This is a genomic window from Pseudooceanicola algae (assembly GCF_003590145.2).
GTDB lineage: Bacteria > Pseudomonadota > Alphaproteobacteria > Rhodobacterales > Rhodobacteraceae > Pseudooceanicola > Pseudooceanicola algae.
The window spans coordinates 3,349,318-3,374,228 of sequence record NZ_CP060436.1 but is presented as its reverse complement, the minus strand read 5'-3'; the positions used below and the strand labels follow the sequence as shown (position 1 = coordinate 3,374,228).

The following is a 24,911-nucleotide window of genomic DNA, read 5'->3' as shown; positions in this document are numbered from 1 at the left end:
CTGGTGTAGGGAAACGCCCTGATCCCCTTGTTTTTCTGCAAAAGGCAGGCGCCCATGGCCGGAACCAAGAAGCTGTTCATCAAGACCTACGGCTGCCAGATGAATGTCTATGACAGCGAACGCATGGCCGAGGCGCTCGGCGGGTCGGGCTATGATCAGGTCTCTTCGCCCGAAGACGCCGACATGATCCTGCTGAACACCTGCCATATCCGCGAAAAGGCCGCCGAAAAGGTCTATTCGGAGCTTGGCCGTTTCCAGAACCTGAAAGAGGCGAAACCGGATCTGAAGATCGGTGTGGCCGGCTGCGTGGCCCAGGCCGAAGGCCAGGAAATCATGCGCCGCCAGCCGATGGTCGATCTGGTCGTCGGCCCGCAAAGCTACCACCGCCTGCCCGAGATGGAGGCAAAGGCCGGTCACGGCGCCAAGGTGCTGGACACGGATTTCCCCGAAGAGGACAAGTTCGAGGCCCTGAAGGCACGGCCCCGCGCCCGGCGGGGGCCAACGGCCTTTCTGACCGTGCAGGAAGGCTGTGACAAGTTCTGCGCCTTCTGCGTCGTTCCCTATACCCGCGGCGCCGAATTCAGCCGCCCCGCCGATCGGATCCTGACAGAAGCCCGCGACCTGGTGGACAGGGGTGTGCGCGAAATCACCCTGCTGGGCCAGAACGTCAACGCCTACCACGGCGCCGGGCCGAGGGGGGGCGACTGGAGCCTGGCCCGCCTGATCCATGCCCTGGCCGAGATCGACGGCCTGGAACGCCTGCGCTTCACCACCTCGCACCCCAATGACATGCAGGACGACCTGATCGCGGCCCATGGCACCTGCGCCAAGTTGATGCCCTACCTGCATCTGCCAGTGCAATCAGGCTCTGACCGGGTGTTGAAGGCGATGAACCGCAAACACGGGCGCGACGATTATTTCCGCCTGATCGACCGGATTCGCCAGGCGCGGCCCGATATTCACCTCTCGGGGGATTTCATCGTCGGCTTCCCAGGTGAAACCGATGCCGATTTCGAGGCCACGCTGGATCTGGTGCGCCGGGTCGAATACGGCACCGCCTTCAGCTTTCGCTACTCCGCCCGTCCGGGCACACCGGCGGCGGAAAAGGGCGAGCGCATGGTCCCCGACGATGTCGCCGCCGCCCGCCTTCAGGCCTTGCAATCGCTTCTGGCCACCCAGCAACGCAAGCTGCAGGATGCCATGGTCGGCCGCGAAGTCGGCGTGTTGTTCGAAAAACCCGGTCGGCTGGACGGGCAGATGATCGGCAAGTCCGACTACCTTCATGCCGTCCATGTCACCGTCGACAACCAGACTGGCGACCGAACCGGCGGCCGGACGGGTGATCGGGCACCCGCACTGGCCCCCGGCGATCTGCGACGCGTGCGGATCCTGAGCAGCGGGACGAATTCGCTCTCCGGGGCGCTGATCTAGGCCAGCGACCTAGTTGCGTGGCGTGCTTGCGATCAACTCGCGCGTGCGTGCAACGATCTGATCGTGGTGATCCACAATCCGTTCATCGCGGCACACCCGTTCGCCGATCTCGACGGCCCGATCATGAGAAAAACCGATATCCATCAGCGTGTCGACGAAGGATTCGTTTGGGTGATCCCAGATCACCGCCGTGAACGGCCCGCGGAAACAGGACACCTTGACCACCCCTTGCGCCGTGGCATCGTCGGAAGGCTGTTCGGCCAGGACAGGGCCTGCGCAAAGCGCAACAAGGCCAGCCGCAGCAGCGGCCCGAAGAATATTATAGATCATCTTTTATCCTCTTGATGCCAGCCGTCAGGCCACCCAAAGGCAGCGCCGAACCGGCAATCCATTGCATTTACTGAAAGACATCCGCTTCGAAAGCCGCTTTGCGGTCCCGGATGAAGCGGAGAGTGCGATTCACGCTCTCTTAATCGTCTGGGCGCAATATTTGCCGGCCAAGCCGCAGCGTCAATGGCCCGAAACAGCATCACCGCGTTTTTCTGCTTTTATGGTCAATTTCCCGGGACCCGGCGTGTTTACCTTGTTTTGCTCCCCTCCAAGCGCCCTCTCGTGCTTGTCGGAGCCCGAAAGCCCTCGGCCAGAACGGCGGGAACTGGCCGCCCGAGGCTGTCGTCAGGGCATCGCAGCGGGATTTCAGGGTTTCAGGTCATTCTTGTCTTGCCGGAACCTTCGCGCCCTGCCACGCTGACCTCAGGGCGGCAAATGGCCCCTGCCATGCCCCGCCATGACCCTATTGATGAAGGAGTCCTTCTTGGCCACAAGCCTTCTGCCCCCGCAACCGGATGACACTCAACTTGCCGAAGCTGCCGTCGAATTTCCCGACAACTTCCTGCTGATAGAGCTGTGCGGCGAACATGACCGCAATCTGTCAGAACTGGAGGGCAAGCTTGGCACCCAGATCCTGCGGAGGGGCAATTACCTTGTTGCCATCGGCAGCGCGGAGGCCGCCAAGGAGACGATCGACGTGCTGCGCGCGCTCTATGCCCGGCTGGAAGCGGGGCGCGAGGTCGGCAGCGCCGATATCGACCGCGAACTGCGCATGAACGGCAAAGGCGACGGTGCCAAGACCCCGCCCAAGCCGCTTGGCGATCAGCTGGAAATGTTCCGCGGCGGCGCGGTCGAGATCAAGACCCGCAAGAAGATGGTCGAACCGCGCACCGCCGCGCAGAAGGCCTATGTGCAGAACCTCTTTGCCCATGAACTGGGCTTCGGCATTGGCCCGGCGGGGACCGGCAAGACCTATCTTGCCGTGGCCGTGGGCGTGTCGATGTTCATCGAAGGCCATGTCGACAAGATCATCCTGTCCCGCCCCGCCGTCGAAGCCGGCGAAAAGCTTGGCTACCTGCCCGGCGACATGAAGGACAAGGTCGATCCCTACATGCAACCGCTCTACGACGCGCTGAACGATTTCCTTCCGGCCAAGCAACTGGCCAAGCTGCTTGAGGAAAAGCGGATCGAGATCGCGCCGCTGGCCTTCATGCGCGGGCGAACGCTGGCCAATGCCTACGTGGTGCTGGACGAGGCGCAGAACGCGACTTCGATGCAGATGAAGATGTTCCTGACCCGTCTGGGCGAAGGCTCCCGCATGGTCATCACCGGCGACCGCACCCAGGTCGACCTGCCGCGTGGCGTGCAATCGGGTCTTCAGGATGCCGAACGGCTGCTTGGCCAGATCGGCGACATCACCTTCAACTACTTCACGTCGAAGGATGTCGTGCGTCACCCGCTGGTCGCCAAGATCATCGAGGCCTACGAGGCTGACGAAGCCTGACCGCGCGACGGGCCTCGCGACGAGCCTCACGACGGGCCGGCGAAAGGCCAATTTCCGCGCCTTGCCGCCCCATCGCGGGGCGGCAATTCGGTCGATGGCGCGCCGCTGTCCATGATGCTATGGCGGCGCCATGACACTGATAGATTGCCTATACGAAGATGACCGCTGGCAGGACATCGACCTGGACACCCTGGCCGAAACCGCCGGGCTGGCCACGCTTGCCCACCTCTCGCTTGACCCCGATGGGTTCGAGATCTGCGTGATGGGCTGCGACGACGCGCGCATCGCCGAGTTGAACACCGAATTCCGCGACAAGCCCACGCCCACCAATGTGCTTTCCTGGCCGGCCGAGGATCTGGCCCCGGAAGATGAAGGCGCGCGCCCCCATGCGCCCTCGCCCCCCGATTTTCCCGGCCCGGTGGAATTGGGCGATATCGCGATTTCCTTCGACACCTGCACACGCGAAGCCGAGTCCGCCCGGCTGCCTTTCGCCGATCACGTCAGCCATCTTGTGGTGCACGGAATCCTTCATCTTCTGGGCTATGACCACATCCGCGACGGAGATGCGGAGCTGATGGAAGAAATCGAGGTGGAAATACTTGGCAAACTGGGCATTCCTGACCCATATAATCAAATACCCGGAACTTGATCCGGCTGTTTGATGGAAAGGTAAGATGGGCGATAGTACAGACGGGTCTCCTAACGCGGCGCAGGGCGCGCGTTCAATGGACCCAGACCCCGCGTCTATAAGCGGGGCGCAGATCGGCGGATCTGTCGTGAAATTCGACGACGCCGCGCGATCCGGCTTTGGTGACGACACCGGCCTGGATGCAGAGTCAGGAGATGCTGGCCGCCTCGGCCACGAGGGCCACGGCCTTCACTCCGGGACCTCCGACGAAACGGAGCGTACCAATGGCGCCTCTCATGCAGGATTGCATTTCGAAATGGCAGCCAATGACCCCGACGGACCGGATGCGCCCCAGCGTCCCGGCTTCCTGAAGCGCTGGCTGGGTTTCGGCGGCACACCCGAAGACGACTCTCCCTATGCCAATCAGGACACGCCCCGGCAAAGCCAGGAGGAACGGCGGCGGCATTCGCTGCTGAACCTGCGCGAGATGCGGGTGGAAGACGTCGCGATTCCCAAGGCGGAAATCGTGGCCGTGCCCTCGACCATCAACCAGCCCGACCTGGTGGCGATCTTCCGTGAAAGCGGCATGACGCGTCTGCCGGTCTACCAGGGCACGCTCGACAGCCCGACCGGCATGGTCCACCTCAAGGATTTCGCTCTGAAGCACGGCTGGAACGGGATGACCCGCTTCAGTCTGAAGGCGCTGTTGCGCCCGCTGCTGTTCGTGCCGCCCTCGATGCCCATAGGTGTGCTGCTGCAGAAAATGCAAAGCGAACGCCGGCACATGGCACTGGTGATCGATGAATACGGCGGCGTAGACGGGCTGGTCACGATCGAAGACCTGATCGAGCAGGTCATCGGCGAGATCGAGGATGAACACGACGTCGACGAAGACGCCATGTGGTCCCGCGAAGCCTCGGGCAGCTACCTCGCGCTGGCCAAGGCCCCACTCGAGGATTTCGAGGCAGAAATCGGCACCTCCCTGACCGATGTCGATGCGGTCGACGAAGAAGAGATCGACACCCTCGGCGGACTGGTCTTCATGCTGTCGGGCCGCGTCCCGGCACGCGGAGAGGTCGTGGAACACCCCGAAGGCCATGAATTCGAAGTGGTCGAGGCCGACCCGCGCCGCATCAAGAAGCTGCGTGTGCGACTGAACACCCATGTTCCCCTCGGCGAAAACGGCTGACGGCCTCCGTGCGTGAGGACAGGAAAGCCCGCTGGCTGAATGCTCTCTGGCCGCTTGCGGCCGGGGGGCTGGCAGCTGGCGGGCAGGCGCCCGTATCGCTCTGGCCCCTGCCCCTGATCGGTTTTGCCTTGCTGTTCGCCGCACTGCTGCGCGCGCCCTCGCCAAAGTCCGCCGCGCGGCTTGGCTGGTGTTTCGGCGTTGGATATTTCGGCGCGGCGCTCAGCTGGATCGTCGAGCCCTTTCTGGTCGATATCGCCCGGCATGGCTGGATGGCGCCCTTTGCGTTGATCCTGATGGCAGCCGGGCTGGCGCTGTTCTGGGGCCTGGCGCTTGGCACAGCGAAATGGGCCGCCCCGGTGGGGCGCTGGCGTCCGGCGCTGGCCTTTGCCGCCACCCTGACCCTGGCCGAAGCGCTGCGCGGCGTGATCTTCACCGGATTCCCCTGGGCCCTGATCGGCCATGGCCTGATCTCCAGCCCGGCCTTGCCGCTGGCAGCCATCGGCGGGGCCCATGCGCTTAGCCTGGCGTTGCTGCTGCCTGCCGCCAGCCTGGGCATGGTCATCGCCAGCCTGACCGGAGCGACACGCCGCGGCGCCCTTGTGCCGGGACTGACCGGGGCGGTGCTGCTCGCCGCCATGCTGCTGCTGCCCGCCCGGTTCGTTGCTCTCGCCCTGCCCGCCGGCCCGGACGCGCCGATCATCCGGCTGGTTCAACCCAATGCCGCGCAACGCGACAAATGGGACCCCGAGAAGTCGGTAATGTATTTCAATCGTCTTCTGGACTACTCCGGCGCCCCCGGAAACGGCCCTGACGGCCCTGCCCGCCCCGACCTTGTCGTCTGGCCCGAAACCGCCGTGCCCTATCTGCTGGATACGAACCCAAGCCTGCCGCAGGTCCTGTCAGAGGCCTCTCTCGGGGTGCCCTTGGCCGTCGGGTTGCAACACAGCGACCCGCGCCGACGATACTTCAACTCTCTCGCGGTCATCGGATCGGACGCAAGGATTGCCGATATCTACGACAAGCACCATCTGGTGCCCTTCGGGGAATACCTGCCCTTCGATACCCTGCTGGGCCGCTTTGGACTTGGCGCACTGGCGGCGCAATTCGGGGGCGGTTATACGCCCGGCCCCGGCCCCCAGGTGCTGGATATTCCCGGCGTCGGCGCGGCCCTGCCGCTGATCTGCTACGAAGCGGTCTTTCCCGAAGACATCCGCGACGCACCCCGACGGCCCGATTTCCTGCTGCAGATCACCAATGATGGCTGGTTCGGCACATTTTCCGGACCTTATCAGCATCTTGCACAGGCACGGCTGCGCGCCGCCGAACAGGGGCTGCCGATGATCCGCGTCGCCAATACCGGGGTTTCAGCCTTGATTGCGGCGGATGGCAAGGTACTGGACAGCCTGCCGCTTGGCGTCGACGGCTATCTGGATGTCGTGTTGCCGCCGCCCCTCGCGACCACGCCCTACGCCCGTTTCGGCGACCTGCCGGCCCTGCTGCTGGCATTTGTGGCGTTTATCTTCGCGATCCGGGCAAGGTTAACCCGGCATACACCCGCATCCCATAAAGCGATTGACCATATCGGCGGGCAGTCGTAACGAGGATTATCCGCCGCCCCAACGGCTTCCTGACGGGGCAGGTTAGTAATACCGGAGCACTTTCAAATGACACGACAGAACTATATTTTCACTTCTGAATCCGTTTCAGAGGGCCATCCCGATAAGGTTTGCGACCGAATTTCCGATGCGGTGCTGGACGCGCTGATCGCCGAAGAACCCGAGGCCCGCGTCGCCTGCGAGACCTTCGCCACCACCAACCACGTGGTGATCGGAGGAGAGGTCGGCCTGGCCGACCAGCAGAAACTCAGCCAGTACATGGACAAGATCGAGACGATTGCCCGCGAGTGCATCAAGGACATCGGCTATGAACAGGACAAGTTCCACTGGAACACCTGCAAGGTCACCAACCTGTTGCACGAACAATCCGCCCATATCGCCCAGGGGGTGAATGCCTCCAACGACAAGGACGAAGGCGCGGGCGATCAGGGCATCATGTTCGGCTATGCCACGGATGAAACCGAACAGCTGATGCCGGCGCCGATCCACTACGCCCATGGCATTCTCAAGCGGCTGGCCGAAGCGCGCAAATCCGGCGAGGAACCTACCCTGCGCCCGGATGCGAAAAGCCAGCTGTCGCTGCGTTATGAAAACGGCGTGCCGGTCGAGGTCACGCAACTGGTGCTGTCGACCCAACACGCCGACGAAAACCAGAGCAGCGCCGATATCCGCGCCATCGTCGAACCCTATATCCGCGAAGTCATGCCCGATGGCTGGCTGACGGATGCAACCGAATGGTGGGTGAATCCAACCGGCAAGTTCGTCATCGGCGGGCCCGATGGCGACGCGGGGCTGACCGGGCGCAAGATCATTGTCGACACCTATGGCGGCGCAGCGCCCCACGGTGGCGGCGCATTTTCCGGCAAGGACCCGACCAAGGTTGACCGTTCGGCCGCCTATGCCGCGCGCTATCTGGCCAAGAACGTGGTCGCGGCCGGCATGGCCAAGAAATGCACGATTCAGCTGTCTTATGCGATCGGCATCTCGAAACCGCTGTCGATCTATGCCGAGACCTATGGCACCGGCGAAGTCGACGAAAGCGTCATCGAAGCCGCCGTCGCCAAGGTCATGGATCTGACCCCGCGCGGCATCCGCGAGCATCTCGAGCTGAACAAGCCGATCTACCAGCGCACGGCCGCCTACGGCCATTTCGGGCGCGAACCCGATGCGGACGGCGGTTTTTCCTGGGAAATGACCGACCTGATCGAAGCGCTGAAGAAAGCCTGCTGAGGGCCAAGACGAAACATGACCAGGCCCTGCAGGATCCCTCCTGCGGGGCCTTCATTTTCAGCGAAGACGAACCGGGGGCAGCCGGAGACCTCCAAATGCCCGGTTGATCCGCGCCTGCGCCCCGTTTAAAGGGCGGCTATGAGTGAAGACACCCATCCCTCCGGCGCCCCATGGCGCAACTTCTACGGCCGCTTCAAGGGCAAGGGGTTGCGCAAGTCCCAGGAAGTCTTCCTTGAGGAAGACCTCGCCGCCCTGGCCCCCGGCAAAGTCGGGTGGGAAGAAAACCCCGACCGCACCCCGCTCGACCTGGTCGCGCGTTTTGGTGATCGACCGGTCTGGCTGGAGATCGGCTTTGGCGGCGGCGAACATCTGGTGCACCAGGCCGCCAGCAACCCCGAGATCGCGATCATCGGCGCAGAGCCCTACCTTAACGGCGTCGCGATGTTGCTGGGAAAGATCCGCGACGCGGGCGTGTCGAACCTGGCCGTGCATCCGGGCGATGTGCGCGATGTCTTCGATGTGCTGCCCGACGCCTCGGTTTCACGCGCTTTCCTGCTCTACCCGGACCCCTGGCCAAAGAAACGCCACCACCGTCGCCGCTTCGTGACGCCCGAACATCTGGCCCCGCTCGCGCGGGTGCTGAAACCCGGCGCGATCTTCCGCGTGGCGACCGACATCCCGGACTATGTCCGCCAGGCCCTGCAACAGGTGCCCCGCCACGGGTTTGAATGGCTTGCCGAAAGCCCTGCCGACTGGCGGACCCCCTGGGACGACTGGATTTCGACGCGCTACGAACAAAAAGCTCTGCGCGAAGACCGCCTGCCCCACTACCTGACGTTCCGGAAGCTGTAGTCTCGATTTCGGTCAGCATGCTGACCGACGCCTCCGGCGGGGGGATATTTGAAACAGGGAAACGGACGGGGTGAAATTCACCTATCGTCAAGCTCGAAATGCGACCATCGCGGCGCGGTACAGGGAGGGATCCCGATGACCGCACAGGGAAACGCCCTTCTGTTCGGCAGTACCGTCAGAGGGGCGTTTTTTCGTAGTTTCCCTGTCTTAAATATCCCCGCCGGAGGCGTTGGCCCGGCTGAGGAGAGAGCCACCTATGGGCTTCAGAGGTTTTCCGGCTGCGGCATGCCCAGCACGTGATAGCCACCATCGACGCGGATGATTTCGCCCGACGTGCAGGCCCCTGCATCCGACGCGAGATAGACCGCCGTGCCGCCGATCGCCTCAAGGGTCGCGTTGCGCCGCATCGGGGAATTGGCCTCGGTCTGGCGGAAGGTCTTGCGCGCACCGCCGATGGCCGCGCCGGCCAAGGTCTTCATCGGTCCGGGAGAGATCGCATTGACGCGGATCCCCTGGGGCCCGAGATCGTTGGCAAGGTAGCGCACAGCGGATTCAAGCGCTGCCTTGGCGACGCCCATCACGTTGTAATAGGGCGTCACGCGGTTGGAGCCCTGGTAGGTCAGGGTCATGATCGACCCACCATCGGTCATCAGCGGCGTCGCACGGCGCGACACGTCGATCAGCGAATAGCAGGAGATATCCAGCGAGTTCTTGAAGTTTTCGCGGCTGGTGTGGATGAACCGCCCCGAAAGCTCGTCCTTGTTGGAAAAGGCGATGGCATGCACGAGAAAATCGAGCTTGCCCCATTTTTCCGCCAAAATCGCGAAGGCCGCGTCCATTGAGGCATCGTTGGTCACATCCGCATCCAGCAGCATGTCCGATCCGACGCTTTCGGCCAGCGGCTTCACCCGCTTGCCGAAGGCATCACCCTGGTAGGTGAAGGCAAGTTCCGCCCCCGCCTCTGCCAGTGACTTGGCGATTCCCCATGCGATAGACCGGTCATTCGCGACCCCCATCACCAGGCCGCGTTTACCCTGCATAGATCCTGCCATCTGCACCCTACCCGTCATAGCGCGACAGCAGCATCGAACCATTCGTGCCGCCGAAGCCAAAGGAATTGGTCATCACTGTATCAAGACCGGCATTTTCCACCAGCGTGGTGGCGATTTCTGCCGGGGTGATGGCCGGGTCAAGTTCCTGCACGTTGATCGAGGGGGCAATGAAATCGCCGTCCAGCATCAGCAGGCAGAAGATCGCTTCCAGCGCCCCGGCAGCGCCCTGGGCGTGGCCGGTCATGGACTTGGTCGAGCTGATCGGCGGTGTATTGCCTTCGCCGAAGATGCGCCGCACAGACTGGACTTCGCCCACGTCGCCGACAGGAGTCGAGGTGCCATGGGCGTTGATGTAGCCGACCTTGCGCCCTTCGGGCAGGGTCTCCAGTGCCAGACGCATCGCCCGTTCACCGCCCTCGCCCGACGGCGCGACCATATCGTGCCCGTCCGAGGTCGCCGCGTAGCCGGTCACTTCGGCATAGATCTTTGCGCCGCGCGCCTTGGCGTGTTCCAGTTCTTCCAGCACAAGCATGCCGCCGCCACCCGAGATCACGAAACCGTCGCGGTTGGCGTCGAAGGCCCGGCTCGCCAGGTCCGGCGTGTCGTTGTACTTCGAGCTCATGGCGCCCATGGCGTCGAACAGGCAGGACAAGGTCCAGTCCAGTTCCTCGCCGCCACCGGCGAACATCACGTCCTGCTTGCCCAACATGATCTGTTCGGCCGCATTGCCGATGCAATGCAGCGAGGTCGAGCAAGCCGAGGTGATCGAATAGTTGATGCCCTTGATCTTGAAGGCCGTCGACAGGTTGGCCGAGATCGTCGAGCTCATGCACTTGGGCACCGCGAAGGGGCCGATCCGCTTCGTTGCGCCGGATTTCAGCACCGTCTGATGCGCCGCGAACATGGCCGAGGTCGAAGGCCCACCGGATCCTGCCACAAGGCCGGTGCGCGGATTGACGATATCGCCTTCCGAAAGGCCTGCATCCTCGATCGCCTGGCTCATGGCGATATGGGCATAGGCCGCCCCCGGCCCCATGAAACGCAGGGTCCGTTTGTCGATGAACTCGGCAGGATCGATCTTGAGCGTCCCGGCAATGCGGGACCGGAAGCCGTGCTCGGCCATTTCCGGCGATGCTTCGATCCCGGAGCGGCCCGCCTTCAGCGACGCGACCACTTCTGTTGCATTGTTTCCGATAGAGGAGACGATCCCCAATCCGGTAACCACGACTCGGCGCATGGAAGCCTCCCTGGATTTGGGCTCAGCCTTCTGACAGAGCCACTTTCATGTCCTTGACCATATAGATCACTTCACCGTCGGCTTCGACCCGGCCATCGGCAACACCCATGGTCAGACGGCGGGTTTGCACCGCCTTGGTGAAATCGACGTGGTAGGTCAGCATCTTGCGGTCAGGCCGGACCATGCCGGTCAGCTTCACTTCGCCGACGCCAAGCGCATATCCGCGCCCCTGCCAGCCACGCCAGCCAAGGTTGAAGCCGGTCAGCTGCCACAGACCGTCAAGGCCCAGGCAGCCCGGCATGATCGGGTTGCCCGGAAAATGGCAATCAAAGAACCAAAGGTCCGGGGTAATGTCGAATTCCGCCACCACATGACCCTTGCCATGCGGGCCGCCATCGCCCGAAATATCGGTAATCCGGTCCATCATCAGCATGGGCGGCGCCGGAAGCTGCGCATTGCCGGGCCCGAACAATTCGCCGCGGGCGCACTTCAGCAGGTCGTCGCGGTCAAAGCTGGTGGGGTAGTCGGTCATCCGAAGCTCGCTCTTTCTCAAACTTTTTCATGTTCCGCCCCCTCTATCACCGCGCCAGCAGGCCATGCAAGCACGGCGGGAAAACGGCCGGGGTGCGACCCGATTGCGCTTTTGCCACTGGTGTTGCGTCCCACCCCCATTTTTCTCTATATTGTCGAGCAGGCAAAGGGATACAAGAACGCCATGAGTTCTACGGCAACCGAACGGGGCGCGACCTGGCTTTCCAAGGCAGGTCTGCGACCGACAAGGCAGCGACTTGGTCTGGCCACCCTTCTGATCGGGGATGGCCGCAACAGGCATGTGACCGCCGAGAGCCTTTTCGCTTCGGCCAAGGGCACGGGACAGCCGGTATCGCTGGCCACTGTCTATAATACCCTGCGCGCCTTCTGTGACGCCGGATTGATGCGCGAGATAACCGTGGACGGGTCGCGCAGCTATTTCGACACCAACATGCATGACCACCCGCATTTCTACTGGGAAGACGATGGCGAACTGACCGACGCCCCCAGTGACCAGCTTGAAATCACCCGACTGCCATCCGCTCCCAAGGGGGCGTCGATCGCCAAGGTCGATGTGGTGATCCGCCTGCGCCGCGAGGAATAACGCGCTAACAGCAGTTCCGGACGACATGAAAAAGGGCGCCTTGCGGCGCCCGATTTCGTTTCCGGTCCTTGCGTGTCGTGCTCAGACGATCTCGACCATCTCGATGGCAAAGACCAGATCCTTGCCGGCCAGGGCGTGGTTGGCATCCAGCAGGACTTCGGTGTCCTTGATTTCGGCCACGGTGACGGGAATCACCTGCCCCTGGGGGGAGCTCATCTGAAGCTGCAGGCCGGTTTCCAGCGGGATCGTGTCGGGGATCGCATCGCGGGGCACGGTCTGCATCGCATCGGGGTCACGCTGGCCATAGGCCTCGTCACAGGGGACTTCGACGGTTTTCTTGTCGCCGATTTCCATGCCCGGGATGGCATTGTCGAGACCGGGAATGATCTGGCCGGACCCAACGGTGAATTCCAGCGGGTCGCGCCCTGCAGAACTGTCGAAGGTGGTGCCGTCCTTCAGGGTGCCGGTATAGTGAATACGGACGGTATCGCCTGCCTTGGCTGTGCTCATGCCGTTTCCAATCTTGTTTTCTGGGGGGTGAGTTTCGGGGCTGGGGGTCTGGCCCCAGGTTCCCATCGCTATTGACCCAATCTTAGCCCAGCCGCGCAGAAGGTGCAAACCACCCGTCCCTGCCCCCATCCGCCCTTCCCCCGCGCCCGGCGGCATGGCAGGTTTCGCCCATCGCGACCCTGGGGAAAGGCATCGGTGACCATGACCATCAAGACCTGCATTTTCGACGCCTATGGCACGCTGTTCGACGTGAACGGCGCGGCCCGGATCGCGGCCGAGGAACCGGGGAACCAGGCGCTGGCCGCCTCCTGGCCTGAACTGGCCGAGGCCTGGCGGCGCAAGCAGCTGGAATATTCCTGGATCAGGGCGGTCCGGGATCTGCATTGCGATTTCTGGCAAGTGACGGAAGACGGGCTGGACTGGGCGTTGGAGAGCACCGGCCTGGACAAGGGGCCCGACGCCCCTGCCCAGCGCCGTCGGCTTCTGGATCTATACCGCGACCTGCCCGCCTATCCGGAGGTGCCCGCCCTGCTTGAAACGCTGAAGGCGCGCGGCATCGGGACGGCCATCCTGTCGAACGGATCGCCGGAAATGCTCGTTGCGGCGGCAGGATCGGCCGGAATTGCGGATCTTCTCGACGATCTTCTGTCGGTCGAATCCGTCGGGATTTTCAAACCCGCGCGACCGGTCTATGACCTTGTCTGCCAGCGCTTCGGCGGCACCCCCGACAGCGTGTTGTTTGTCAGTTCGAACGGATGGGATGTCACGGCGGCCAGCAGCTATGGCTTTCACGCGGCCTGGGTCAACCGGGCGGGCCTGCCACCCGATCGCCTGCCGGGCGATCCCGATGTCGTCCTCAGCACACTGGCACCGATCGCCGGGTTGGAGATCTTCTGATGCCGCACTTTCTGGCACCCGACGGGGCCTCGCTTTACTACGAAGACAGCGAGACAGGGCTGCCGCTGCTCTGCCTGTCCGGGCTGACCCGGAACGCGCGGGATTTCGATTTCCTTGCGCCGCATCTGGACGGGGTGCGGATGATCCGGATGGATTACCGGGGACGCGGCCTGTCGGCCTGGACCGGCGCCGGGACCTACACGATTCCCACCGAATCTCAGGATGCACTGGCGCTGCTTGACCACCTCGGGCTGGACCGGGCCGCGATCCTTGGCACCTCGCGCGGCGGTTTGATCGCCATGGTGCTGGCCGCCACGGCCAAGGACCGCCTGCTGGGCGTGGCGCTGAACGATGTCGGCCCCGAGGTCGACAGCGCCGGGATCGCCAGCATCGCGACCTATATCGGGATCGACCCGCCCTATCACAGCTTTGACGAAGCCGCCGCCGCCCGCGCCGCCGCGCCGGGTTTTGCCGATGTGCCCCTGTCACGCTGGCGCCAGGAGGTCACCCATGGTCTGGCCGAGACACCCGATGGCGTGAAGATCACCTATGACCCGGCCCTGCGCGATGCGGTGCTGGCCGGTGTCGATGCGCCCACCCCGGATCTTTGGCCGCTGTTCGCAGCGCTGGAGGGCCTGCCTCTGGCCGCGCTGCGCGCCGAACATTCCGACATCCTTGCCCCGGCAACCTTTGCCCGGATGCAGGAGGTCTTTCCCAACATGATCGCGCGTCTCGTTCCGGGTCGCGGGCATGTCCCCTTCCTCGACGAACCCACGTCCCTTGCTGCCCTGAAAGACTGGCTGGAGCTACTGCAATGAATTTCGACATGATCCTGGCCGCGGCCGGGCGCCTGAAAGGCCATGCCCGCCAGACCCCGCTGCTGTCCTCTCCCTTTCTCGACCAACTGGCCGGGCGCCGGGTCCTGATCAAACCCGAATGCCTCCAACATACCGGTAGCTTCAAGTTCCGCGGCGCCTGGTCAGCGATTTCCGCGCTTGATCCCGCGCTGCGTCGCAGTGGCGTGATTGCGTTCTCGTCGGGCAACCATGCCCAGGGAATCGCCTATGCCGCCAGCCAGCACGACATCCCGTCGGTGATCGTCATGCCCGCCGACGCCCCGTCCCTGAAGATCGCCAACACCCGCGCCCTTGGGGCCGAGGTCGTCCTTTACGACCGCGCCACCGAGGACCGCGACGAGATCGGCGAACGGCTGTCGGCGGAACGCGGTCTGACGCTGGTGCGGCCCTTCGACGAACCACAGGTGGTCGCCGGACAGGGGACCGTCGGGCTTGAGATCGCCGCCGAGGCCGAGGCGCTCGGCATCCGCGAGGCAGAGGTTCTGGTGCCCTGTGGTGGCGGTGGGTTGACCTCCGGCATCGCCCTGGCCTGCGCCGAACGCGCGCCCGGCCTGCGCGTCCGCCCGGTCGAGCCGGAAGGGTTCGACGATGTGGCCCGGTCCCTGATTTCGGGCCAGATCGAGCGCAATGACCGCCTGTCGGGCAATATCTGCGACGCGATCATCACGCCCGCGCCGGGGCAACTGACCTTCCCGCTGATGCAATCCCTTTGTGGCCCCGGTCTGACCGTGACCGAGGGTCAGGCGCTTTCGGCCGTCGCCCAAGCCTTCCTGCGGCTCAAGATCGTGGCGGAACCAGGCGGCGCTGTTGCCCTGGCCGCCGCGCTCGACACGGCCGCCGCGCTGGACAGCGACACCGTGATCGCCGTGGTCTCGGGCGGCAATGTCGACCCGGCGATGTTCACCCGCGCGCTCGCCATGCTCTAGGCGCTTCCGGCCCACAGCCCTGCGACATGACAAGCCCCGCGCCGCTGACCCGGCTGCGGGGCTTTTGCGTCCATGCAGATTCGAAAAGTCGATTTTGATTGACGGTGACAATCACTTTTGACATCTTCATCCTGTTTTCAGGGAGGATGCCATGCGTTGTCAGGTCGCCATCATCGGCGGTGGGCCATCGGGTCTGCTGCTGTCCCAACTGCTGCACCGCAAGGGGATCGACACGATTGTCCTTGAGCGCCGCAGCCAGGAATACGTGCTGTCACGCATTCGCGCCGGCGTGCTGGAATGGGGCAGCGTCGAGCTACTGCGCGAAGCCGGGGTCGGACAACGGATGGACGCCGAAGGCTTTGCCCATGACGGCACCTACCTTGCCTGCCGCAACCGGGGCTTCCGCATAGATTTTGCCGAACGCACCGGCAAGCAGGTCATGGTCTACGGCCAGACCGAGGTGACCCGCGATCTATACGCCGCCCGCGCCGCCGAAGATGGCAAGATCATCACCGAGGCCGAAGGCGTCACGATCCACGACGCGAAATCCGATGCGCCCCATGTGACCTACATGAAGGATGGTCGCGAACACCGGATCGACTGCGATTACATCGCCGGATGCGACGGCTTCCACGGCGTGTCGCGCAAGACCATTCCGGACAACGTGCTGAAGGAATACGAACGTGTCTTCCCCTTCGGCTGGCTCGGAGTGCTGTCCGAAACCCCGCCCGTCTCGCACGAGCTGATCTATGCCCAGAACCGACGCGGCTTTGCCCTGTGTTCGATGCGCAATGCCAACCTTTCGCGCTATTACGTGCAGTGCCCGCTGACCGACAAGGTCGAGGCCTGGACCGACGCCGCCTTCTGGGACGAGCTGAAACGCCGGATCCCCGAAGAGGCCGCCGAGACGATCATCACCGGCCCTACGCTTGAGAAAAGCATCGCCCCCCTGCGCAGTTTCGTGGCCGAGCCGATGCGATGGGGCCGCCTGTTCCTGGTGGGGGACGCCGCTCATATCGTTCCGCCCACCGGGGCCAAGGGGCTGAATTTGGCCTTTTCGGACGTGCATTACCTTTATCATGGGCTGGTGCAGCATTATGACGGCGACGACAGCGGCATCGACAGCTATTCCGAACGCGCCCTGGCGCGGGTGTGGAAATCCGAGCGCTTTTCCTGGTCGATGACCAACCTGCTGCATAATTTCCCCGAAAACACCGGGTTCGAGCTACACATGCAGGAGGCCGAGCTTGATTACCTCGAAGGCTCCGTGGCGGCGCAGACCGCCCTGGCCGAAAACTATATCGGATTGCCCTACTGATGAAGATCGCCGCGCTTGACCAGCTGAAGATCCATTACACCGACGAAGGCGACCCCGAAGGCGCGCCCATCGTCTTTGCCAATTCGCTCGGCACCGACCTGCGCCTGTGGGACAAGCTGGTGCCGATGCTGCCGCCGGGGCTGCGCATCATCCGCTACGACAAACGCGGCCATGGGCTGACCGAAGCGACGCCATCGCCTTATTCCATGGGCACGCTGGTGCGCGATGCCGAGGCGTTGCTGGATCACCTGAAGGTGCGTGATGCCCTGTTCGTCGGCCTGTCCATCGGCGGCATGATCGGCCAGGGGCTGGCGATCAAGCGGCTGGATCTGGTGCGTGGGCTGGTGATTTCCAATTCCGCCGCCAAGATCGGGATGCCGGACATGTGGAACGCCCGCATCCGCACCACGCTTGAGGACGGCATCGCCGGCATGGCCGATGGCGTGCTGGAGCGCTGGTTCGCCCCCGCCTTCCGCGCCGGGGCAGAGCTTGAGGCCTGGCGCAACATGCTGATCCGGCAGGACCCTCAGGGCTACGCGGGCTGCTGCGCGGCGATCTCGGGGACGGATTTCTACACGCCGACCAGCGGGCTGCGCCTGCCGGTGCTGGGCATCGCCGGGGATCGCGACGGCTCCACCCCGCCGGACCTCGTGCGCGAGACCATCGACCTGGTACCGGGATCGCGGTTCGAACTGATGCGCGGCGTGGGCCACCTGCCCTGCGTGGAGGATCCCGAAACCTACGCCCGCATTCTGACCACTTTCATCAAGGAGACAGGCCATGTCTGAGACCTTCGACAAGGGCATGCAGGTCCGTCGATCCGTTCTGGGGGACGCCCATGTGGATCGCGCCGAAGCGGGCAAGACCGACTTCGACGACCCCTTTCAGACGCTGATCACCGAAGGCGCCTGGGGCACGGTCTGGGCCAGCGACGGGATCAGCCGCCGCGAACGGTCGATGCTGACCCTCGCCCTGCTGGCCGCCACCGGGAATTTCGAGGAAATCCCGATGCATATCCGCGCCACGGCGAACACGGGCGCGACGAAACAGGACGTGCAGGAAGCCTTCCAGCATGTCGCCATCTATGCCGGTGTGCCCAAGGCGAACCACGCGCTGAAGCTTGCCAAGGCCACCTACGCCGAAATGGAAGAGGACGCAGAATGACCACGGATCTCGGCCCCCTGATCCCCCGCAACCGGGACGCCCATCCGCCCGCCTTCGACACCGGGTACAAGACCTCGGTGTCGCGCAGCCCCAAATGGCCGCTGCTGTCGATGGAAAGCACCCCTTCGGAAGAAACCGGCCCGCGCTTCGGTCATTCGGTCCTGGGCGAACATGACAACAACCTGATCACCAACTGGACGCAGGGCAAGGAACTGGCCGTCGGCGAACGCATCCTTGTGCACGGCCGCGTGCTGGACGAGAACGCCCGCCCCGTCCCCCATACCCTGGTCGAGGTCTGGCAGGCCAATGCCGGCGGGCGCTACCGTCACAAGAAGGACGCGTACTTCGCCCCCCTCGATCCCAATTTTGGCGGCTGCGGGCGCACCATCACCGACGAGGACGGCTATTACGAATTCCTGACCGTGCGGCCCGGCGCCTACCCATGGATGAACCGGGGCAATGACTGGCGGCCCATGCATATCCACTTTTCCGTCTTCGGGCACAGCTTTGGCCAGCGCCTGATCACCCAGATGTATTTCGAAGGCGATCCGCTGATCGACATCTGCCCGATCGTGAAGACGGTCAAGGACCGCAGCCAGATCGAAGGCCTTGTCGCCGCGCTGGATCTGTCCAAGGCAAGGCCGATGGATTTCCTGGCCTACAAGTTCGACATCGTGCTGCGGGGCCGTCGCCAGACGCGCTTTGAAAACAAGCTGGAAGGGATGTGATCCATGGTTCAGAAACTCGACAGGCTGGTTGAAACCGCCTCGCAGACAGCCGGCCCCTATGTCCACATCGGCTGCATGCCGACCTATGCGGGCAATGCCGGCGCCCTTGCGATCGAGATCGGCACCGATGGTCCCATCCTTGACGGCGCGAAGGGCGAAATCATCGAGATCTCGGGCGAAGTCTTTGACGGCATGGGCTGGGCCCTGCGCGACGTGATGCTGGAATGCTGGCAGGCGGATACCGCCGGGGTCTATCCCGGTCAGGACGGGGCCGATCCCGCCGTCACCGGCTTTGCCCGCATCGGCGCGGATTCCGACACCGGTATCTTCACCCTGCGCACCGTCAAACCGGGGGCGACGCCCGCGCGTGGCGGCGGCAAGCAGGCTCCGCATATCCTGCTCTGGCTGACGGCGCGGGGCATCAACACCGGCCTTCAGACCCGGATCTATTTCGAGGACGAGGACAACTCCGCCGACCCCGTCCTGTCCCGGATCGAACAGCGCCCACGGGTCGAGACCCTGATCGCGAAGAAAACCGCCGAAGGAAAGTACACCTTCAACATCCGCCTTCAGGGCGAAGGTGAAACCGTCTTTCTGGACATGTGATGGCGGGCTTTCTGCTGATCCACGGCTCCTGTCACGGGGCCTGGTGCTGGCAGGCGCTGATCGCGGACCTTGCACGCCTGGGCCATGTGGCCCGGGCGATCGACCTGCCGGGGCGACCCGGCGACAGCCGCCCGCCCGAGGCCATGACACTGGCGCTGAATGCCGAGGCGATCCTTGACGCGACGCAGGGCGACAGCGGGGTGCACCTGCTGGGCCATTCGGCGGCAGGCTTCCCGATCTCCGCCGCGGCCGAGGCCGCGCCGGATCGCTTTGCCCGGCTCTATTACCTGGCCGCCTATGCGCCCCGTGACGGGCTGTCGATGATCGACATGCGCCGCGAGCAGGCCAGCCAGCCCCTGATCGGTGCATTCGGCAAGACGTCCGACGGGCTGGCCTATGCGCTGCGCCCCGGAAAGGCGCGGGGGCTGTTCTATCACGACCTGCCCCCCGACCTTGCCGCGCAGGCCGAAGCCCGTCTTTGCCCCGAAGCCATCGCGCCGCAGGCCACGCCGATCCGCCTGACTGGACGCTACCAATCCGTGCCGCGCTGCTATATCCGCTGCACCGAGGATCGCACCATTCCGCCCGCTTTTCAGGCCGGGATGGCCCAGACATTCGCGCCGCAGGACCGATACGACATGCCCACCAGCCATTCCCCCTTTCTTTCCGACCCCGCAGGCCTTGCCGCCCTTCTGCACCAGATCGCGGGGGCCAACTGATGGCCGGATCCGTGCACGACAGCCAGCTTTACAACCGCCTGTTCCCCGCTGGTGAGGCCGCGCGCCTGTTCACCGACAGCGCCGAGGTCCGCGCCATGCTGCTGGTCGAAGGGGCGCTGGCCAAGGCCCAGGGCGCGCTTGGGCTGATCCCCGGGGAAAGCGCGGACTTCATCCACCGCGCGTCGCTGGAAATCCCGCTGGATCCGGGCGGGCTGGCAACCAGTGCCGCGCAGAACGGCGTGCCGGTGCCTGGGCTGGTCGCGGCCTTCCGCAAGGCGATGGAGGCCCCGGAACATGCCCAGTACCTGCATTGGGGGGCCACCTCGCAGGACATCATGGACAGCGCCCAGATGCTGCGCCTGCGCCAGTTGCTGGCCCTGTGCGAAACCGGGCTGCAAGAGGTCCTTCAGACGCTGGCCACCCAGGCCGAGGCCCATGCGGATCTGCCCATGGCCGGGCGCACCTATGGCCAGTTCGCCACGCCGGTCAGCTTCGGCAGCCATGTCGCCGCCTGGGGCTGGCCCCTGCTGGACCTGCTTGAGGACCTGCCCGCCCTGCGCCGCAACGCGCTTTGGGTGTCACTGTCCGGGGCCGCCGGGACCAGCGCGGAATTCACCGGCAAGGGGCCGGAACTGCGCGCGGCCCTTGCCAACGGCCTCGGCCTTGGTGATCCGGAGCGCAGCTGGCATGCGGATCGCGGCCCCGTGCTGCGCATCGCCGCCTGGCTGACCCGGCTGGCGCAGGTACTGGGCAAGATGGGCGAGGACCTCGTGCTGATGGCCCAAAGCTCGGCTGGCGAAGTCCGCCTTGGCGCCGCTGGCGGGTCTTCGACCATGCCGCAGAAGCAGAACCCGGTGCAGCCCTCGGTGCTGATCGCCCTGGCGCGTCAGGTGATCGGGCTGGAGGCCACGCTGAAAGGCGCGGGAATGCCACGCCAGGAACGCGATGGCGCGGCCTGGTTCACCGAATGGATGACCCTGCCGCAGCTCTGCCTGTCGGCCTGCGCCGCTCTTGAAACCGCCCGCGACCTCGTGCCCGGATTGCAGCCCCAGGCCCAGACCATGGCCGCCGTTTTTGCCGACTCCCTCGGCCTGCTGCATGCCGAGGCCCTGTCGTTCCGGCTGACCGAAACCCTGCCCCGCCCCGAGGCTCAGGCCGCTGTGAAATCCCTGGCGCAGGAATGCGTTGCCACCGGCACCCCGCTTGCCGACCTCGCAGCAAGGGCCTTTCCCGACACTGATCTGGACGGTCTGTTCGACCCGTCGCGCCAGATGGGCGAAGCCCCCGCCACAGCGCGGGCCTTTGCGGCAAAAGTGGCACGCCTCTGACACCCGGATCGGTTTTCAGCTCGCGCCGGGGCGTCATGGCTGGCCCGGCGCAAGACAACCCGGCCTGACAGGTCTCGCGTTCCCCCGGCGTGGCCTCTGATATTGAGCACCGTCGCGATCAAAGCCGTCGTCCGTCATCAATCGACCGATCCTTGGCCGGAAGATCCCATGAAATACCCTGCAGGACGACATTCCGCCGGGGCCGCAGGGCCGCGGCCCGCGCACTTGACGTTAACGTAAATTTGTAAAAACATGATGCAAATTGCCATTCCAGACACGGCATGACGCCGGATTAATTCACTGAGAAGAATGAGGAACATGACAACCACGCCTGATGAAATGGCCGAAAACGCGGAAAACGCGGCGTCTTTTCTCAAAGCTCTCGCGCACAAGGGACGGCTGACGATCCTGTGTCACCTCAGCACCGGCGAGAAATCTGTTGGGGAACTCGAAGACCTGCTGGGGACAAGACAGGCCGCAGTCAGCCAGATGCTGGCCCGCCTGCGTGAAGAGGATTTCGTGACGACGCGCCGCGAAGGCAAGACGATCTTCTACAGCCTCAAGGACGACACGGTCCGCGAAATCATCGACATGCTGTACCGGCATTTCTGTGCACCCGAAGCAAGCGCAGACACCGCGCCCCGGAAAAGCCCGCAAGTGGTCTGAGTCACACCCCGATCCCCGCCAGCAAAAGACATGCCAGCCCCCGAATGACATGAGCGGCGCGTGCCCGCAGGCGGGCCCAGAAGACGCGACAAGGCCCGAAGCAGGATGCTCCGGGCCTGTCAAATTTCCTGCGGACAAAATGCCCGGCGTCGAAAAACGGTTCGGCGACAGGGCCGGGCCGGATTGCGTTCCTCAGTCCAGCGCCAGGTTGACCGCACTTTCGCGACCATCCCGGCCGGCTTCGATATCGAAGGTGACCTTCGCGCCGTCCTGCAGGCCGGTCAGGCCCGACCGCTCGACAGCGGAGATATGCACGAAGATGTCCTTCTTGCCGCCGTCCGGCGCGATAAAGCCATAGCCCTTGGTGGTGTTGAACCATTTCACGGTGCCAGTAGCCATACCCGTAAACTCCTGTTTCTTCTGCTGCCCGCAACATGCGACAGCCCGGCTACGTCGTGTCGATCGATGACTGTAGCCGAATAGCCAAACAGCAGTGTCGATAGAGAGCGCTTAGCCCCTTGAGTTTACCAGATCTTCCGGGACCGCTCCAAGAATTTTCTTTACCTTGCGCCGGGTCACGTCACCCTTTCGGCGGCCCGGATCGGCAGCGATCCGCACAACCGGCAGGGTTTTGCCGATCCTGAAACGGGCCCCGATCCAGTCGCGATTTACGCGCGCCTTACAGGATCCCCTGACGAGACATGCAATTGTGAATTGAATTCCCGCCGCGCCGACCACATTTATACGGCAGGACAAAAGACTGGAAGGACGCCCCCATGAAACATGTCAGATCCCCCCTGCTGCTGGCCCTGGCCCTTGGCCTGGCCGTCCCTGCCGGGGTCACGGCGATCCCGGCCGAAGCTCAGATCTGGTTGCCCTCCGGGCGCGGCCCTGCCTACAAGGAAGCGGGCTTTACCCGCAGCCAGATGCGCAAATATGCTCAGGTGCAGGTCAATATCGATCAGGGCATGACACCCCAGCAGGCCGTCGATGCGGTCGAGGGCATCGATGCCAAGACGGTCGATCTGATTGGCCGCAACATCAAGGGCAGCCCGTCGATGAAGATGACCGTCAACCAGTACAAGCAGCAGATCATCACCAAGTAGATCTGCCGGGGAACCCACCGAAATCGGCTCGCCCGGCCTGGCGCCCCCGCGACAGGGGCGCCTTTCGCCTTTAGCGGGCGAACTTCTTGTACTTGATCCGCTTGGGTTCCAGCGCATCGGCCCCGAGGCGACGTTTCTTGTCCTCCTCGTAATCCTCGAAGTTGCCCTCGAACCATTCCACATGCGCCTCGCCCTCGAAGGCCAGAATATGGGTGCAGATCCGGTCAAGGAAGAACCGATCGTGCGAGATCACCACCGCGCAACCGGCGAAATCGACCAGCGCGTCTTCCAGCGCCCGCAGGGTTTCCACATCAAGGTCGTTGGTCGGTTCATCGAGCAGCAGCACATTGCCCCCCGACCGCAGCAGGCGCGCCATGTGGACCCGGTTGCGTTCGCCCCCGGACAGCAGGCTGACCTTCTTCTGCTGGTCGCCGCCCTTGAAGTTGAAGGCCGAGCAATAGGCCCGCGCATTCACTTCCGCATCGCCCAGCTTGATGATGTCCTGACCGTCGGCGATGGCTTCCCAGACGTTCTCGTTCGGGTTCAGGTCGTCGCGGTTCTGATCGACGTAGGAGAGCTTTACCGTATCGCCGAACTCGACCGTGCCCTCGTCGGGCTGTTCCTGCCCGGTCAGCATGCGGAACAGGGTCGTCTTGCCGGCGCCGTTGGGACCGATCACGCCGACGATGCCGCCCGGCGGCAGGGCAAAGTCGAGGCCTTCTACCAGCAGCTTGTCGCCCATGGCCTTCTTCAGACCCGCGACCTCGATCACCTTGTCGCCAAGGCGGGGGCCGTTCGGGATGATGATCTGGGCGCGGCTCAGCTTCTCGCGCTCGGACTGGTTGGCCAGTTCGTTGTAGGACTTGATCCGGGCCTTGGACTTGGCCTGCCGCGCCTTGGGGCTGGCGCGCATCCATTCCAGTTCGCGTTCCAGCGTCTTGACCTTGGACTTGTCCTCGCGGGCTTCCTGTTCCAGCCGCTTGGCCTTCTGTTCCAGCCAGGCAGAGTAGTTCCCCTCGTAAGGCACGCCCTTGCCGCGGTCGAGTTCCAGGATCCAGCTGGTGATGTCATCCAGGAAGTAACGGTCGTGGGTGACGATCAGGATTGTGCCCTTGTATTCGATCAGGTGGTTCTGCAGCCAGGCGATGGTTTCCGCGTCCAGGTGGTTGGTCGGTTCATCGAGCAGCAGCATGTCGGGCGCTTCCAGCAGCAGCTTGCACAGCGCCACGCGGCGCTTTTCACCGCCCGACAGGCTGGTCACATCCGCATCGTCCGGCGGGCAGCGCAACGCCTCCATCGAGACATCGACCTGGCTGTCCAGATCCCACAGGTTCTGGCTGTCGATCTCGTCCTGAAGCTGCGCCATCTCGTCGGCGGTCTCATCGGAATAATTCATCGCCAACTCGTTGTAGCGATCCAGGATGGCCTTCTTGGCCGCGACGCCCAGCATCACGTTGCCGCGCACGTCGAGCGAGGCATCCAGCTCGGGCTCCTGGGGCAGATAGCCGACCTTGGCGCCTTCGGCGTGCCAGGCTTCGCCCTGGAATTCCTTGTCCCAGCCGGCCATGATCTTCAGCAGGGTGGATTTACCGGCCCCGTTGACGCCGACGACGCCGATCTTGACACCGGGCAGGAAGTTCAAGTGAATGTTCTCGAAACACTTCTTCCCGCCGGGATAGGTCTTCGAGACGCCGGACATGTGGTATACGTATTGATAGGCGGCCATGAGGATGCTCCCTGAAGGGTGAATAGCTTGGCCGCTGGATACAGAAAGCAGGGGCAAGGAGCAATCGGGATGCCGGGGCACCCCCCAAATTCAGCGCCCCGGCGTGCCTCCCTGTCATCTGGCCGAAAATACTCCCGCCAGAGGCCGCGTCCTCCG

The 24,911-nt window shown here is 63.9% G+C and carries 27 protein-coding genes and 1 riboswitch; of the genes, 20 read left to right on the top strand and 7 right to left on the bottom strand.

Annotated features, from left to right (window positions below; genetic code table 11):
- The first annotated feature begins 54 nt into the window (after positions 1–54).
- On the top strand, positions 55–1,431 hold the full coding sequence (gene miaB, locus PSAL_RS15775) for a tRNA (N6-isopentenyl adenosine(37)-C2)-methylthiotransferase MiaB (RefSeq protein WP_119838250.1): 1,377 nt from the start codon (positions 55–57) through the stop codon (positions 1,429–1,431).
- Positions 1,432–1,440: 9 nt separating this feature from the next.
- On the opposite strand, the gene PSAL_RS15770 is transcribed toward miaB, so the two are convergent.
- A complete protein-coding gene (locus PSAL_RS15770; protein ID WP_119838249.1) occupies positions 1,441–1,761 on the bottom strand; it encodes a hypothetical protein in 321 nt (106 codons plus the stop codon).
- A 457-nt stretch (positions 1,762–2,218) separates the two neighbouring features.
- Between PSAL_RS15770 and PSAL_RS15765 the strand changes: the two genes are divergently transcribed.
- From PSAL_RS15765 to trmB, 6 genes are all read left to right on the top strand, one after another.
- A complete protein-coding gene (locus tag PSAL_RS15765) occupies positions 2,219–3,265 on the top strand; it encodes a PhoH family protein (protein WP_408004187.1) in 1,047 nt (348 codons plus the stop codon).
- 130 nt (positions 3,266–3,395) lie between these two features.
- Positions 3,396–3,914 (top strand): rRNA maturation RNase YbeY, encoded by a 519-nt coding sequence (ybeY, locus tag PSAL_RS15760; protein ID WP_119838247.1) that lies wholly within the window; start codon positions 3,396–3,398, stop codon positions 3,912–3,914.
- A gap of 295 nt (positions 3,915–4,209) precedes the next feature.
- Positions 4,210–5,082, top strand: a complete 873-nt coding sequence (locus tag PSAL_RS15755) for a hemolysin family protein (protein ID WP_119838297.1) — start codon at positions 4,210–4,212, stop codon at positions 5,080–5,082.
- An 8-nt stretch (positions 5,083–5,090) separates the two neighbouring features.
- On the top strand, positions 5,091–6,680 hold the full coding sequence (gene lnt, locus PSAL_RS15750; RefSeq protein ID WP_196222726.1) for an apolipoprotein N-acyltransferase: 1,590 nt from the start codon (positions 5,091–5,093) through the stop codon (positions 6,678–6,680).
- A 10-nt stretch (positions 6,681–6,690) separates the two neighbouring features.
- Positions 6,691–6,739: riboswitch (SAM-SAH riboswitch) on the top strand.
- 7 nt (positions 6,740–6,746) lie between these two features.
- Complete coding sequence (metK, locus tag PSAL_RS15745; RefSeq protein ID WP_119838245.1) at positions 6,747–7,928, top strand: methionine adenosyltransferase; 1,182 nt, start codon at positions 6,747–6,749, stop codon at positions 7,926–7,928.
- 138 nt (positions 7,929–8,066) lie between these two features.
- Positions 8,067–8,780, top strand: a complete 714-nt coding sequence (gene trmB / locus PSAL_RS15740; protein ID WP_119838244.1) for a tRNA (guanine(46)-N(7))-methyltransferase TrmB — start codon at positions 8,067–8,069, stop codon at positions 8,778–8,780.
- A 263-nt stretch (positions 8,781–9,043) separates the two neighbouring features.
- Here the strand turns inward: trmB and PSAL_RS15735 are convergent, their stop codons facing one another.
- The 3 genes from PSAL_RS15735 to fabA are packed head-to-tail and all read right to left on the bottom strand — an operon-like array spanning position 9,044 to position 11,601.
- On the bottom strand, positions 9,044–9,832 hold the full coding sequence (locus tag PSAL_RS15735) for an enoyl-ACP reductase FabI (protein ID WP_119838243.1): 789 nt from the start codon (positions 9,830–9,832) through the stop codon (positions 9,044–9,046).
- Between the two features lie 7 nt (positions 9,833–9,839).
- A complete protein-coding gene (gene fabB / locus PSAL_RS15730) occupies positions 9,840–11,069 on the bottom strand; it encodes a beta-ketoacyl-ACP synthase I (protein WP_119838242.1) in 1,230 nt (409 codons plus the stop codon).
- 22 nt (positions 11,070–11,091) lie between these two features.
- Complete coding sequence (gene fabA / locus PSAL_RS15725; RefSeq protein ID WP_119838241.1) at positions 11,092–11,601, bottom strand: bifunctional 3-hydroxydecanoyl-ACP dehydratase/trans-2-decenoyl-ACP isomerase; 510 nt, start codon at positions 11,599–11,601, stop codon at positions 11,092–11,094.
- 183 nt (positions 11,602–11,784) lie between these two features.
- Between fabA and irr the strand changes: the two genes are divergently transcribed.
- A complete protein-coding gene (gene irr / locus PSAL_RS15720) occupies positions 11,785–12,204 on the top strand; it encodes a Fur family transcriptional regulator Irr (RefSeq protein WP_119838240.1) in 420 nt (139 codons plus the stop codon).
- Positions 12,205–12,285: 81 nt separating this feature from the next.
- On the opposite strand, the gene PSAL_RS15715 is transcribed toward irr, so the two are convergent.
- A complete protein-coding gene (locus PSAL_RS15715) occupies positions 12,286–12,714 on the bottom strand; it encodes an FKBP-type peptidyl-prolyl cis-trans isomerase (protein WP_119838239.1) in 429 nt (142 codons plus the stop codon).
- A gap of 201 nt (positions 12,715–12,915) precedes the next feature.
- On the opposite strand from PSAL_RS15715, the gene PSAL_RS15710 reads away from it, so the two are divergent.
- The 11 genes from PSAL_RS15710 to PSAL_RS15660 all read left to right on the top strand — a co-directional run bounded on the left by PSAL_RS15710 (position 12,916) and on the right by PSAL_RS15660 (position 21,923).
- Positions 12,916–13,611, top strand: coding sequence for a haloacid dehalogenase type II (locus tag PSAL_RS15710; protein WP_119838238.1), 696 nt, complete (start codon positions 12,916–12,918; stop codon positions 13,609–13,611).
- Positions 13,611–14,429, top strand: a complete 819-nt coding sequence (locus tag PSAL_RS15705) for an alpha/beta fold hydrolase (RefSeq protein WP_119838237.1) — start codon at positions 13,611–13,613, stop codon at positions 14,427–14,429. Before PSAL_RS15710 ends, PSAL_RS15705 begins: the two co-directional genes overlap by 1 nt.
- On the top strand, positions 14,426–15,394 hold the full coding sequence (locus PSAL_RS15700; RefSeq protein WP_119838236.1) for a threonine ammonia-lyase: 969 nt from the start codon (positions 14,426–14,428) through the stop codon (positions 15,392–15,394). Before PSAL_RS15705 ends, PSAL_RS15700 begins: the two co-directional genes overlap by 4 nt.
- A gap of 151 nt (positions 15,395–15,545) precedes the next feature.
- On the top strand, positions 15,546–16,712 hold the full coding sequence (gene pobA, locus PSAL_RS15695; RefSeq protein WP_119838235.1) for a 4-hydroxybenzoate 3-monooxygenase: 1,167 nt from the start codon (positions 15,546–15,548) through the stop codon (positions 16,710–16,712).
- The gene (pcaD, locus tag PSAL_RS15690) at positions 16,712–17,500 is read left to right on the top strand and encodes a 3-oxoadipate enol-lactonase (protein WP_119838234.1); all 789 of its coding nucleotides are present in this window, start codon (positions 16,712–16,714) and stop codon (positions 17,498–17,500) included. The genes pobA and pcaD overlap by 1 nt, the downstream gene beginning before the upstream one ends.
- Positions 17,493–17,876: a 4-carboxymuconolactone decarboxylase gene (pcaC, locus tag PSAL_RS15685; protein WP_119838233.1), complete on the top strand. Its 384-nt coding sequence runs from the start codon at positions 17,493–17,495 to the stop codon at positions 17,874–17,876. Before pcaD ends, pcaC begins: the two co-directional genes overlap by 8 nt.
- The gene (pcaH, locus tag PSAL_RS15680) at positions 17,873–18,604 is read left to right on the top strand and encodes a protocatechuate 3,4-dioxygenase subunit beta (protein ID WP_119838232.1); all 732 of its coding nucleotides are present in this window, start codon (positions 17,873–17,875) and stop codon (positions 18,602–18,604) included. Before pcaC ends, pcaH begins: the two co-directional genes overlap by 4 nt.
- A gap of 3 nt (positions 18,605–18,607) precedes the next feature.
- On the top strand, positions 18,608–19,210 hold the full coding sequence (gene pcaG, locus PSAL_RS15675) for a protocatechuate 3,4-dioxygenase subunit alpha (RefSeq protein WP_119838231.1): 603 nt from the start codon (positions 18,608–18,610) through the stop codon (positions 19,208–19,210).
- Positions 19,210–19,929 (top strand): alpha/beta fold hydrolase, encoded by a 720-nt coding sequence (locus tag PSAL_RS15670; protein ID WP_119838230.1) that lies wholly within the window; start codon positions 19,210–19,212, stop codon positions 19,927–19,929. The genes pcaG and PSAL_RS15670 overlap by 1 nt, the downstream gene beginning before the upstream one ends.
- Positions 19,929–21,257, top strand: a complete 1,329-nt coding sequence (locus PSAL_RS15665; RefSeq protein ID WP_119838229.1) for a lyase family protein — start codon at positions 19,929–19,931, stop codon at positions 21,255–21,257. Before PSAL_RS15670 ends, PSAL_RS15665 begins: the two co-directional genes overlap by 1 nt.
- 318 nt (positions 21,258–21,575) lie before the next feature.
- Positions 21,576–21,923: an ArsR/SmtB family transcription factor gene (locus tag PSAL_RS15660; protein ID WP_231388546.1), complete on the top strand. Its 348-nt coding sequence runs from the start codon at positions 21,576–21,578 to the stop codon at positions 21,921–21,923.
- Between the two features lie 192 nt (positions 21,924–22,115).
- On the opposite strand, the gene PSAL_RS15655 is transcribed toward PSAL_RS15660, so the two are convergent.
- Entirely contained in the window at positions 22,116–22,322 is a 207-nt protein-coding gene (locus PSAL_RS15655) for a cold-shock protein (protein WP_119838228.1), read from the bottom strand.
- A 377-nt stretch (positions 22,323–22,699) separates the two neighbouring features.
- Here PSAL_RS15655 and PSAL_RS15650 point away from each other — a divergent pair, with 377 nt between their 5' ends.
- A complete protein-coding gene (locus PSAL_RS15650) occupies positions 22,700–23,029 on the top strand; it encodes a hypothetical protein (protein ID WP_119838227.1) in 330 nt (109 codons plus the stop codon).
- Positions 23,030–23,099: 70 nt separating this feature from the next.
- Here PSAL_RS15650 and ettA read toward each other — a convergent pair whose 3' ends face one another.
- Entirely contained in the window at positions 23,100–24,755 is a 1,656-nt protein-coding gene (gene ettA, locus PSAL_RS15645; protein WP_119838226.1) for an energy-dependent translational throttle protein EttA, read from the bottom strand.
- Positions 24,756–24,911: the final 156 nt, after the last annotated feature.